The following is a 12,798-nucleotide window of genomic DNA, read 5'->3' as shown; positions in this document are numbered from 1 at the left end:
TGGCGCTCCGGTGCCGCTGTTGATGCCCGACGCGAGCGACTTCCGGACCTTTCCGGCAGGCGCCGAGCCGGGCACCGTACTGCACGCCATTCTCGAGCACGCCCCATTCGATGGGGCAGAGGAGCAGCTTCGGCCACTGGTGCAGGAGCACCTGTCGCGGCTCCCGTTGAAGGATGGAGAGTTCGAGGCACGGGCGCAGGCCACGCGCTCCATGATGCAACGGTTGTTGCGCGCGCCCATCGCAACGTTCGGGTTTGCATTGCACGAGGTGCCGACACACCACACGCTGCGGGAATGGCAGTTCCTGCTCCCGCTGGCGTCCGCCAACCATGCGATGACGCGACAGGCGTTGGCCGATGTGTTCGCGCGTCACGGTGGTGCGCATGGCGAGCGCTATGCGGAGCAGATTCTCCGGCTTGGCGTCACGCGGGTGCACGGCTATCTCACCGGCTTCGTCGACCTGCTGTTCGAGCACCACGGTCGTTGGTACGTGGTGGACTGGAAGTCCAACCAGCTGGGCTTCGAGCCCGGTGCGTACGACACACTGGCGTTGCAGGAGGTGATGGATGGCCATCACTACACGCTGCAATACCATCTGTATCTCGTCGCCGCTCATCGCTACCTGCGCCAGCGAGTGCCCGGCTACACCTACGACACGCACATCGGTGGAGCCGCCTACGCCTTTCTGCGCGGCTTCGCTGGCGATGCCGCAGACACGAGTGGCTGGTATGTCGACCGACCCGCTGCCGCGCTGATCCATGCGTTGAGTGACGTGCTGGATGGCGTATCGCCCGCCGCGGGAGGTCGGGCATGAACAGCGTCGTAACCCCCGTGGAGCTTTCGCCGCTCGACGACGTGTTTGCCGAATACGTCATGCGCACCGCGCTGGCGCGCGGCACCGACGCGGTGTCGTCGCCGGCCATGGTGTTGCTTGCCGATACGGCGCGTCTGGTGAGTGCCGAACGGACTACGGGCAACAGTTGTGTGGATCTTGCCGAGTATGCGGGGCGGAGCGTGACGCTGGGTCGCCGCGTCGTGCGCTGGCCCGACCTCGCTGAGTGGCAGCATCTGCTGCGCCACAGCGGTGTGAGCGTATCGGGTGACATCACCGACGCGTTGCATCTGTCCGCGCTGACCCTTGATGGGTCGCGCCTGTATCTCACACGCTATCATCGCGCGGAAACGCGGCTGGCGCGTGCGATGCAGCGGTTGATGACGGCATCTTCAGGTGGCGCGACGGCTGCGCCATCCGCTCGCTTTGCCGCGCTGTTCCCACCGCAGGAAGGCAGGGTGGACTGGCAGGCACGCGCCGCCGAGGCCGCGCTGCGGTGGCCACTGGTCTTTGTCACCGGTGGACCGGGCACGGGCAAGACGACGGTGGCCGCGCGCCTGTTGGCATTGCTGCTCGATCGTGACCCCACGCTCACCATCGCGCTAGCCGCGCCGACGGGTCGTGCCGCGGCTCGGCTCCTCGAGGCGGTGAGCACGGCGGCCGTGCGAGATGGACTGCACGAACTCGACCCGGTGCTGCCGCAACTGTCAGGGCGCACCTTGCATCGCCTGCTCGGCTATCACCCGGCCACACAGCGGTTCCGGTACGGGGCACACCGCCCGCTGGCGGAAGATGTGGTGATCGTCGACGAGGCCAGCATGGTGGACGTACTCATGATGGACGCGCTGTTCGCGGCTCTCAAGCCATCGGCACGCCTCATTGTGTTGGGCGATCCCGATCAGTTGGCGAGCGTGGATACCGGCTTTGTGCTGGGTGATGTCACGCGTGCCGCAGAGTCGCCGGTAGCGCAGGGGACTGCGTTGGAACGCTCGGTGGTGCGGCTGGCCTACTCCTGGCGCTTCGGTCAGCAGGTGGGCATCGGCCGGCTGGCCGACGCCGCACGCTTGGGCGATGGGGCGGGAGCCATGGCTGCCTTGCAGGACGCCTCGCTCACCGATGTGGCGTGGCAGGAACCACATCGCAGCGCCGCGGAACTGCTGCGCGCGATCGAACCTCAGGTGCAGGCGTTCCTGACGACCACAGCGCCGGCTGATGCGTTGACGACGCTGGGGCGATTCCGTGTGCTGTGTGCATTGCGTGACGGTCCCACCGGAGTGACCGGGCTCAACGCGCTGATCGAAAGCTGGTTGCAGCGGCAGGGGCGCTCAATTGCCGGCTGGTACGATCACCGGCCCGTGCTGATCACTGCGAATGATCCAGCCACGCAGCTCTTCAACGGCGACGTGGGGGTCTGTCTGGCCGCGGATGGTATGCCCATGGTGCACTTCCCGGCACCCGATGGCGGTGTACGCTCCTTTGCACCCGCGCAACTGCCCATGCATGAGACGGCGTGGGCGATGACCGTGCACAAGTCGCAGGGATCGGAGTTCGACCACGTGCTTATCGTGCTGCCCGATGCCGACAGCCGCGTGCTCACCAGGGAGCTGTTGTACACCGCCGTGACACGGGCGCGCCGCGCCGTCACCGTCGTCGGTACTGACACAATGATCGAAGCCGCGATCCACCGATCGGTGGTGCGCGGCTCCGGTCTGACGGATCGCTTGTTGGCGGGCGCTACATCGCGCTCCTAGCGGACTAGCCGCGCGTTTCGTCGGGCATCTCCGTGCTCCAGAGACGCTTGCCGGTGACGTCCCACAACCCCGCCGTCAGCGCCCGCGTGCGCGGATCGATGTCGAGCGTGCCGTAAAACTGCATGTCGTCGCTGGGCGGGCGATTCGGCTTGGGTGCAGGACTCGCGAAGCGCACCTCGGGGCCGAACGTGCCGTCCAGCAGATTCGGGCCAAATGTGCCGGAATGCATCGGGCCCGCCACGAGCTCCCAGAACGGGTTGAAGTCGGTGAACGCGGCGCGATCCGGCGCATAGTGGTGCGCCGCGGCGTAGTGCACATCCGCGGTCAGCCAGACGACGTTGCGCACGTTGCCCGCCTTGAGTGAGCGCAGGAGCTGCGCGATTTCGAGCTCGCGGCCCAGCGGGACGCCGTTGTCGGCGTTGGCGACGGCTTCGTAGTTGCGCTCACCGTTGCGCATGCGATCGGGCACGATGAGGCCGATGGGCATATCGCAGGCCACGATCTTCCACGTCGCGCGGCTGTTCTTGAGTCCCTGCTCGAGCCACTTGAACTGGTCAGCGCCCAGAATGGACGACGCGGGGGTGAGCTCGGTCTGCTTGTTGCCCGAGTTCGCGCCACGGTAGCTGCGGAGATCCACGACGAAGATCTCCACCAGCGGCCCGTACGAGAACGACCGATACACGCGGTCGCGTTCCACGGCATGCCGGCGAATGGGCAGGAACTCGAACAGCGCCTGCTTGGCCCGCTCCGCGAGCACGCGCACCCGCTTCTCCGTGAAGCGCGGGTCGTTCTGCAACACGAGATCGTGGAACCAGTTGTCTGCCACTTCGTGATCGTCCCACTGCGCGATCATGGGCACACTGGAGCCAAACTTCTGCGCGTGCGGGTCGAGCATGTTGTACGCGAAGTTGCCGCGGAACTCGTCCAGCGTCTCCGCCACCTTCGACTTGGCTTCGGTGACGAGATTCTTCCAGATGGTGCCGTCGTCGAGCTTCACTTCGGCCACCAGCGGCTGGTCGGCATAGATGTTGTCGCCCGAGTGCACGAACACATCGGGCTCGGCGCGCCGCAGGGCGTCGTAGATGCGCAAACCGCCACGCGCCTCGTCGATGCCCCACCCCTGGCCCACCATGTCGCCCGACCAGGCGATGCGCACCGGTCGCACATTGGTGCGCAGATCGGCACGCTGCGGTGTGCGGAGACTGCCGACGACGGGTTCGCTGAACGCCCCCGGCGAATCGGCACTTTCGTACTGCATGCGATAGTGAATGGTCTGCCCGGCCGGCAAACCCGACAGGTCGAGATGGGTCGTGAATGCCGACTCTGCCCGTGCGACCGGGCCGCGCACCCGCTTCACGTTGGTGAATCGTTCGGAGGTGGACCACTCCACCAGGCACTGCGCTGCCCGATCCGTGCGGCCCCAGAGAATGGCGCGGTCGGGCAGCACATCGCCGGTCTGGATGCCGCCCGGCAACACCGGTCGCAGACGTTCAGATGTCACGATTCCCGGTGCCCGCTCCAGGAGTCCTTGTGCCGACCAGAGCGAAGGCTGCTGCGGGGAACGCAGGAGCGCCGCCCCGGAGGCGACGGTGGCACCGAGAAACAGGCGCCGGGAAATCGTGGGATCAGTCATGCGCAGGCCTGATGGAGTGTGATGCGGTGATCGGTCAGTTCTTGAACGGCATGATCAGCGGCGACGTACGGTTCGCCACGAGGATGGCGTTGACGTCGTTGCGGATCTCCACGGTGCGGGCCGTGGTGCTCATGACGAAGCTGTCCATGCCGAGGCTGGTGGGCAGGAAGGACGGAATCACGGCGGACATGTAGCTCGCGCTCATGTCGATGTTCGTGTTCACCTGCGCCTCGGCGAACGGCACCGGGAATCGCAGGCCGATGTCGGTGGAGCGACGACCTTCCGCGAAGAAGATCTCCTGCCGCATCAGATACAGGACGTAGTAGCCGTCGTTCGCGTTGGCGATCTGGTCGATCCGCTCAGCGGTGACCGAGGTGCCCGAAACTGTGGCCACGCGCACCGTTGCGCCACGGCGATAGAGCACAAATCCCGACTGGAACGGTGCGCCGGGAGAGAACGCCACACGGTAGTCGGTGCTGTCCGGATAGATCACCGTGCCGCCGGACCGCCCGCGGTTCTGCGTGCGGGAGTCGACCAGTTCGGTCGGGCGGGACTGGACCAGCGTGAGCAGCGCCCGGAGACGGGTGCGCGCGCCCGGGACGTCGCCAGTGGCCAGTGCGGCCTCGGCGAGGATGGCGTGGGCTTCTTCGGCCTTGAGCACCGCCTGGGGGCTCGTGATCTGCGCCCCGCGGTTCGGGTACTTGGGGTCGAGGAAATCGAGTCGCGGCAGCGGCTGGTAGTTGTTGGTGGAGCCGGTGATGAGACCCTGGAACGAGTTGGATGGGCCGGTCACGCCTTCGAACACGGCATTGCGCAGGAACGTCGGTGCCGCCGCCAGCAGGGCTGTAGCTTCGGTCGTCGCGTTGGCCCGGTCACCGAGGCGGTAGTAAGCCCGTGCCATGGCGGCCGTGCAGGCGTTACGCAGCGCCGCGTCGGTGTAGAGGGTGCGGGCACGCCGCAGGTCCTCGAGAGCCAGACGCAGATGACCCGGCGCATCGACGACCGGGCCAAGTGCCACGGCCGGCATGCCGGTGAAGTATTCACCGACCCAGATGGATGCCATGGCGCGGTAGAACAGCAGATCCGCTTCGTTGCGCGCGCGGTTGACCGTGTCCACCGGCAGCACCACGTCGATCCCGTACGTGGCGCTCTCGCGCAGGCGGGCGAGGTCGATGAACATCGACCGCACGTCGAGATCCTGATTGTCGATGCGCGGCTGGTCGAAGACCTTGTTCTGCGTGGTGTAGTTGTTGAAGTAGTTGTCCGAGACGATTTCCACGTTGGCCATCAACGAGTTGATCGTCTGCAGATACGTACGCTCCACGCCCTTCACCCACAGCTTCGACGCATCCGGCGTGCGCAGGAAGGCGTTGTTGGTGACGTTGGGGTTCTCGACCCCGGTGGGGTTGAACTGATCGCACGCGGAAAGCAGCAGCGCGGCGGCGGCCGTCGCGCCACACAGCAGGCGGCGCGAGGTGGTCGGAATGGCAGAGAGTCGGGTCATGATCAGAAGCCCACGCCGATCGACAGCAGGAAGCTGCGTGCAGCGGAGTCGGTGGAGTAGTTGAAGCCGCCCACGGCGGCGCCGCCCTGGCCGATGGCGCCCGAGAGATCCACTTCGGGATCGAAGCTCGACGCGGCCCAGGTGAGCAGGTTGTTGGCAGCGAAGCTGATGCGGGCCGAACGCGCGCCACGCGGCACGAAGCGATCGGGCAAGCGGTATTCGAACGAGACGTTCCGCAGCTTCACGAAGTCGGTCTTCTCGACGAACAGATTGAACACGTCGAGCCAGATATTCGCCGGGCCGCCGGCGGCCCGCACTGCCGCGGCGGGCACGATGGTCTCCGGCAGACCGTACTGGAAGCGGAAGTGACGGTCGAACGAGTGCGACGAGGCGCCGAACTGGTAGTCACCGTCCACGTTCACGGTGACGCGGCTGCCGAGACGAAGCTGGGCTGACATCGCGCCGAACATGTCCGGGTGCGGCTTGCCGAGGTACGCGAGCTGCTCGACGCGGAGCACGGTGCCGTCGGGATTGAAAGATGCCTTGGTGCCGCGCAGGTAGCCCACCGGCTGGCCGGCTTCCACCACAGCCTGAATGGTGCGCTCGCTCAGGCCACCGAGGTTGAACACCGGCGTGTTGCCCGTGCTCACCATCTTGTTCTTGAGCGTGTTGAGTGAACCGGACAGCGTGAGGCGACCCGACGGACCCGACCAGGGCACGATGGACGAGCGCAGTTCGATGCCGCGGTTCTCGATCACACCCACGTTGCGCAGCTGCGACGTCTGGCCCGACGACGGTGCGGACGGTGCATTGAGCAACGCGTCATCGGTGCGTGCCTTGTACACCGTGAGGCTCAGCGTCGCACGATCGGCGAGGAAGCTCGCGTCGAAGCCGCCTTCGAACGTGGTCGTGCGCTCGGGGCGCAGGTTCGGATCGCCCGGCTGGCCGAACGTGGCGGCCAGCGCGCCACCCAGTGAGGAGAAGGTGACCGTCTGGTCGTTGGCGAACGGGCGCGGGAAGTTGCCGGCCACGCCGTAGTTGCCGCGCAGGCGGAGCTTCGGCACAATGCGCTCGCTCACGAGGCTGCGCACCCACGATTCCTGCGTGAGTTCGTACACGAGGCCGAGCTTCGGATAGTACTGTGCACCCACCGTCGAACCGAACGCGGTGTTCTGGTCGGCACGCACGCCGAGTTCGATGAAGTAGCGGTCGCTGAGGCCGATGTTTGTCTGGCCATACAGGCCGTAGTTGGCCACGCGGAAGGCCGCATCTGCGCCCGTGGTGACGCCGGCGCCGGTGATGGTCTGCGCACCGTCACGCACGTTCGTGGCGGTGTAGGCCACCTGCACGTCATCGTTGCGGAACAGCTGGCCGCCCAGGGCCGACACCACCGACAGCGCGCCGCGATCGTAACGGTGCTGCGCCGTGAGTTCGCCCGTGAGACCCTGGAACGTGCGGTCGTAGTTCTGGATCGTGCCACGGTCCGACACGCCCGCCGCGATCTGGCGCGTGTGAATCAGGAACTCGTTGGTCGTGATGGCCCGTTCATGCGTGAGGCGCTGGTCGATACCCACGTTCGCCTTCACCGACAGACCCGACATCGGTTCGATGGTGAAGCCATGCGACGTGGTGAAGCGGCGCACCTGCACCGTGTTGTCCTGCAGCGCCTCGGCCTTGGAGACAAAGCTCTGCAGCGAACGCCACGCCGAATCACCGAGCTGGTCGATGTTCGGGTTGAAGCCGAATGCGTTGGAGCGGCCGCCTTCGACGAACCAGATGGAGTTGTAGCCACCCGAGTTGCCGTTCCGGAAGCGCGGATAGGCGTCCTGGTTGTACGACAGCGAACCCTGATAGCGACCCTTGCGGCCCATCTCGGCGCCAAAGCCCGAGCGGAATGAGAGCGCGTTGTTTTCGCCCTGCACGCGATGGCTCTGCGAGGCACGTGCGCTGCCGGAGATGCTGTAAGTGAAGCCACCGGAGCCGCCTTCCACGCTGCCGCTGTACTTCTGCAGCACGCCGTTGCGGTACAGCAGGTCGCGTGTGCGATTGAAGAACTGGAACTGCGTCTGCGGCGTTTCCACGCCCGTTTCCACTTCGAAGCTGGCACGGGTCGGACCCGCTACACCGCGGCGCGTGAAGATCTGGATGACACCGTTCGCTGCATCCGAACCGTACAGCGTCGTGGCCGCGCCGCCGGGGATGTGCTCGATGCGCTCGATGTTGTCGAGCGGGATGTCGGCGAGTGCGCTGGTGGCCGTACCCTGATGGGCGCCACCGGACAGGTTCATGCCCAGCGTGGCGGGCGTGTTCAGGTTGTCCACGCGCACACCGTCCACGTAGATGACCGGCGTGGAGTTGGTGCTCACCGAGTTGATACCGCGCGTGCGGATCAGCGACGTGGTGCCGGGCTGCCCCGACGTGAGGCGGATCTGCGCACCGGGCAGCTTGGTCTGCAGCAACTGATCGAGACGCGTGGTGGGCGACGATTCGATTTCATCGCGCGAGATGACGTCCACGTTGGTGGAGAGACGACGACGTTCCATCTCACCACCCTGACCCGTGACGACGACGCCGTCGAGCGAGAGGGCGGAGTGTTCGAGGGAAATCGGCACATCGTTGGCTCCGGCACGCACGGTGACGGGCATGCGCTTGACGGTGAAGCCGATGCGACGGATTTCGAGCGTGTACTCACCCGGTATCACGTTCGCGATGAGGAAGCGCCCGCGTTCGTCCGACTGGCCACCACGCTCCGGGCTCAGTCGCACTTGCGCGTTGGCGACGGGAGCGCCGGTTTCATCACGCACCAGGCCCGACACGGTGGTCGCACCCTGCGCGTGAAGGACGTCGCGCGGCACACCGGCCGCGAGGAGGAGGAGCGTCATGGCGACGTGCACCAGACGCCACATGCCGGGCAGCCACGCACGCGCACGGCGTGGCATGAACGGATCGGAATTCACGAGGATCTCGGAAGTGGAGGTCACGATGTGGCGAGTGCTGCGGGCAGAGGGCCGCCGGCAGAGGCCGCAGGCGTCAACCGCGGGTGGATATCCGTCGGTGCGCCATCGTGAATCCCACGCTATCGGCCGTGCTCGCCAGCGCGACGACAGATCGGTAACGCCGCCGAAACGAGCCGGTCTGCATCCATCGCGTCACTTCGGCCGGTTTCGTGACGATCGTTCGCGTTTTCACTCTCGCCGGAGGCCGTTACAATCGTTAGGCTATGGCCGCAGACGTTCCCCTCCTCGAACCGACAGGTCATGTCTCTGTTTCGCACCGCCCTCCGCTCGCTGCCTGCTGGCGCGCTGCTGGCCATTGCGGCCGCGTCGCCCCTGGGCGCGCAATCCGATGAGCCGTTTCTGCGGGTGCGCGTGGATGACGCCCGCAATCGCGCGCTGCTGGAAATCCCGGCCGCCCAGCTGAATCGGGATTTCCTCCACCAGGTCACGCTCACGACCGGACTCGGCACCGGAAGCCTCGACCGCGGCACCACCGGTCCCAGTGCCATTGTGCGTCTCGAACGTCGTGGCAACCGCGTGCTCCTGGTGCGCGACAACTATTCCGTGCGTGCGCCCGGTGGTGATGCGGCCAACCAGCGCGCGGCCCGCGAAGGCTTCCCACGGTCCATCGTGGCCTCGTTCCCGGTGGAGAGCGACAACTCGGGCGTGCTCACTGTCGATGCGACGTCGCTATTTCTGGCAGACGCCTACGGTGTGGCCGATGGCCTGCGTGGCCAGGGGGCGGCGGGTGGTGGTCCCTACCGTGTGGACGCTGCGCGCAGCTATCTCGACAGCGAGCGCACCAAGGCTTTCCCGAAGAACGCCGAAGTGCATGCGGTCCTCACGTTCGTGGCCGATCAGCCCAATCGCTCGCTCGGGCGCACCGTGCCCGATGCCCGGGCACTGACGTTCGAGGAACACCATTCCCTGGTGGTGCTGCCTGAGCGCGATGGGTTCCGGTCGCGTGACTACGATCCGCGCTTCGGTTACGGCGGCACGCAGTTCGCCGATCTCTCCGAAGGCTTCGACGGTGATTACCGCTCGGGCTTCATCAACCGCTGGCGCCTGGTGCCGCGGGATCCGGCCGCGTACGCGCGCGGTGAAGTGGTGGACCCCGTCACGCCGATCATCTACTACCTCGATCCCGGCATTCCGGCCCCGTATCGCGAAGCGATGCGAGAGGGTGGCAACTGGTGGGCCAAGGTGTTCGAAGCGGCCGGCTTCCGCAATGCGTTCCGCGTGCTCGATCTGCCGGCCGGCGCCGATCCGATGGACGCGCGCTACTCGATGCTGATGTGGGTGCACCGCACCGGCCCGGGCCCGAGCGTGGGGCCGAGCTACTCCGATCCCCGCACGGGCGAGATCATCCGCGCCGTGGTGCGGATGGACGCGTGGCGTTCGCTCATCGACTACAACATCTGGGCGGGCACGGTGCCGGCTTTCGGGGCGTCGGGTCCCAACGTGACCGCCGAATCGTTTGCGATGGCGCGTCGTCGTCAGCACGCCGCGCACGAAATCGGCCACACGATTGGCCTGTCGCACAATTACATCGCGTCTTCGCAGGGCCGTTCGAGCGTGATGGACTATCCGTTCCCGCTCATCACGCTGGACGCGAACGGTGGTGTGGACCTGCGCGATGCCTTCCGCACCGGCCCTGGTGCCTGGGATACGCTGGCCATCAAGCTGGGCTACACGTGGTACCCGGATGCCAACGCTGAGAAGTCGGGGTTGGCCGCCATCATGAAGGATGGTCTGACGCGCAACGTGCGGTTCATCAACGACACGTACGCCAATGCCAACGGCTCCATCCCCGAAGTTACGCGCTGGGATGAGGGCGCCACGATGTTCGATGCCGTCACGCGCAGCAGCAAGGTGCGTCGCGTGCTGATGGACAAGTTCGACGATCGCGCCATTCAGCCGGGTGAACCGCTGGCGTTGCTCAACATGCGTTTTGCGCATGTGTACCTGCATCACCGCTATTCGCTGGAAGGGGTGAGCAAGTACGTGGGCGGCATGGACTTCAGCTTTGCCCTGCGCGGTGATGGGCAGGTGCCCACGCGTGTGCTGCCGGCCGCCGACCAGCGCCGCGCGCTTAAGCTCGCGCTCGATGCACTCGCGCCAGCGGAGCTCACGGTACCGGAGCGCGTACAGAAGCTGATTCCGCCGCCGCCGCCAGGCTTCAACACCGACCAGACGTGGATCGAAGGCAGCGGTGGTCCGGCCTTCGACGCCATCACGCTCGCCGGTGGTCTGGCCACGGAAGTGATCGGCTACCTGCTCGATCGCGATCGCGCCGCCCGTGTGGTGCTCTTTGCGGCGCGTGATCCGCAGGCACTCACGCTCGATGAAGTCATGCGCACGATCGTGCAGCGTACGTGGGGCGTGGCAGCGCCTGCCTCACCGGCCGAACGAGCGGTGCTGCGGGCCTCGCAGCGTGCGGCACTCGATGTGCTGCTCGATCTGGCGGGTGATGCGCGCGCCATGCCTGATGTGCGCGCCACGGCACTCACGCATGTGCGACAGTTGCAGACGCGTTTGGCGACGCCGGCAGCGGGCGATGCTGCCGCCAGCGCGCATGTCGTAGCTGCCCGCCATGACATTCAGCGCTTCATCGATGGCAACGACCGACCGGAACTGCGTCCGCGCTATCCGGTGATCACGCTGCCGTGGCCCTGATCGACGTTCCGTCGGATGATACACAGTGGCCGCCCGAGGTGAATGGACCTCTGGCGGCCACGCGCGAGTCTGCGGTATTGCTGCTGGCTCGCATCATTCTGTGGGTTTGGGCGCCCGCCTTCACGGTGAGCGCCCTCGTGCGTTGGCAGCAGGAAGGATCGCTGCCGGCACTTTTCCTGTTGTACCTCATGATTCCCGTCGTGGGCTGGCTGTTGTTGCCGTCGCCCAATCGTTCGGTCACCGTGCGCGCCGCCAGTGCGGTCCTCCTCACATCGGTAGGCACTGCTATCGGGCTGGTGCTCAACGGCCCTCGTGCGCCAAGCGCGACCGGTGTCGCCGTGGCGCTCACCATCACGGTGCTGTTCTTCAGCCGCAAGTTGGCCGTCAGTCTGCTGCTCTTCTTTGTCAGCATGGTGATCATCGGCGTCGCGCTCAATGCCTACGGCATGCGTCCCACGCCGACCGCCGAGTCCGAGCTGCCGTGGCTGTACCGCGCGGTCACGATGATCATGATGTTCTCCGGCCTGTGGTTCTGTGCCGGTGTGGTCGGGCAGACCATTCGCATTTATCGTGATGCCCAGGTCGCATTGGAATCACGGCAGCGTGCCATGCTGGAGGCGCAGCGGGAGGCAGAGCTGCTGCAGCGTGGTGAACTGGTGGCCGCGATGGCCACTGGCATGGCGCATGACTTCGCCAATGTGGTGCAGGTGATGACCTCCTGCGCTGATGTGCTGGACGGACACGATATCGACGACGAAACACGGCGTGTAGTGGGCGACATTCGTACGGTGGGTACGCAGGCGTCGGCCACCGTGCGCACGCTGCTGGCCATGGGGCGCCAGCAGTCGACCGAAGAAGACGGCGCGGCACCGTTCCGGCTCGATCGCATGGAGCCGCTGCTGCGTGCCCTGATGGGGCGCCGCATCACGTTGCTGGTGGACAACAAGGCCCGCCGCGTCCCCGCGCTGAATCGCCTGCAGTTGGAGCAGGCGGTGATCAATCTCGCGCTGAATGCCCGCGACGCGATGCCCGACGGCGGCACCCTGCGCCTGCGCACCGCCGATGTCGAGTCGGATGGCATTGCCGGCCTCGAGCTTCAGGTGCAGGACAATGGCATGGGGATGGATGACACCACCCGTCGCCGCATCTTCGAGCCACACTTCTCCACCAAGTCGCATCGCGGTGGCTCTGGACTCGGCCTCCCCTTGGTGGACCGAATCGTGCGCGAAGCCCAAGGCCGGCTGGTGGTGCAGAGCGAGCCAGGCTCCGGCACCACCTTCACGATCTGGATTCCCGCAGGCAGCGACACGCGCACCACGGCGCGCATCGCGTGATGGCCGCGCCTGACGCTACGCGGTCAGGTCGTCTTCAATGAACCGTGGGGCGTAGAGCGCGGCGTGTGACCG

Annotated in this window: 7 protein-coding genes; 4 read left to right on the top strand and 3 right to left on the bottom strand. The window is 66.2% G+C overall.

The window, feature by feature from the left end; genetic code table 11:
• Both VGE27_RS15230 and recD read left to right on the top strand, forming a co-directional pair.
• On the top strand, positions 1-814 hold an 814-nt coding region (locus VGE27_RS15230; protein WP_331050525.1), incomplete at its 5' end, for a PD-(D/E)XK nuclease family protein.
• Positions 811-2,583 carry an exodeoxyribonuclease V subunit alpha gene (gene recD / locus VGE27_RS15225; protein ID WP_331050524.1) on the top strand — a complete coding sequence of 591 codons (1,773 nt, stop codon included), beginning with the start codon at positions 811-813 and terminating at the stop codon, positions 2,581-2,583. The genes VGE27_RS15230 and recD, both read left to right, overlap by 4 nt.
• A 4-nt stretch (positions 2,584-2,587) precedes the next feature.
• On the opposite strand, the gene VGE27_RS15220 is transcribed toward recD, so the two are convergent.
• From VGE27_RS15220 to VGE27_RS15210, 3 genes are read right to left on the bottom strand one after another with little or no spacing between them, the layout of a single operon-like run.
• Positions 2,588-4,216, bottom strand: a complete 1,629-nt coding sequence (locus VGE27_RS15220; protein WP_331050523.1) for an alkaline phosphatase D family protein — start codon at positions 4,214-4,216, stop codon at positions 2,588-2,590.
• A 34-nt stretch (positions 4,217-4,250) separates the two neighbouring features.
• Complete coding sequence (locus VGE27_RS15215) at positions 4,251-5,720, bottom strand: hypothetical protein (RefSeq protein ID WP_331050522.1); 1,470 nt, start codon at positions 5,718-5,720, stop codon at positions 4,251-4,253.
• A gap of 2 nt (positions 5,721-5,722) precedes the next feature.
• Entirely contained in the window at positions 5,723-8,701 is a 2,979-nt protein-coding gene (locus tag VGE27_RS15210; protein WP_331050521.1) for a TonB-dependent receptor domain-containing protein, read from the bottom strand.
• 276 nt (positions 8,702-8,977) lie between these two features.
• Between VGE27_RS15210 and VGE27_RS15205 the strand changes: the two genes are divergently transcribed.
• Both VGE27_RS15205 and VGE27_RS15200 read left to right on the top strand, forming a co-directional pair.
• The gene (locus tag VGE27_RS15205) at positions 8,978-11,392 is read left to right on the top strand and encodes a zinc-dependent metalloprotease (RefSeq protein WP_331050520.1); all 2,415 of its coding nucleotides are present in this window, start codon (positions 8,978-8,980) and stop codon (positions 11,390-11,392) included.
• The gene (locus VGE27_RS15200) at positions 11,383-12,726 is read left to right on the top strand and encodes an ATP-binding protein (RefSeq protein WP_331050519.1); all 1,344 of its coding nucleotides are present in this window, start codon (positions 11,383-11,385) and stop codon (positions 12,724-12,726) included. Before VGE27_RS15205 ends, VGE27_RS15200 begins: the two co-directional genes overlap by 10 nt.
• The last annotated feature ends 72 nt before the right edge of the window (positions 12,727-12,798 follow it).

Source organism: Gemmatimonas sp., assembly GCF_036405635.1.
In the GTDB taxonomy this organism is placed as follows: domain Bacteria; phylum Gemmatimonadota; class Gemmatimonadetes; order Gemmatimonadales; family Gemmatimonadaceae; genus Gemmatimonas.
Note: the sequence above shows the minus strand (reverse complement) of the source record. Positions and strands in the feature narration are given on the sequence as shown.

Coding starts and splice junctions, on each gene's coding strand:
- recD (WP_331050524.1), top strand. CDS start 811: ATGAACAGCGTCGTAACCCCCGTGGAGCTTTCGCCGCTCGACGACGTG.
- VGE27_RS15220 (WP_331050523.1), bottom strand. CDS start 4,216: ATGACTGATCCCACGATTTCCCGGCGCCTGTTTCTCGGTGCCACCGTC.
- VGE27_RS15215 (WP_331050522.1), bottom strand. CDS start 5,720: ATGACCCGACTCTCTGCCATTCCGACCACCTCGCGCCGCCTGCTGTGT.
- VGE27_RS15205 (WP_331050520.1), top strand. CDS start 8,978: ATGTCTCTGTTTCGCACCGCCCTCCGCTCGCTGCCTGCTGGCGCGCTG.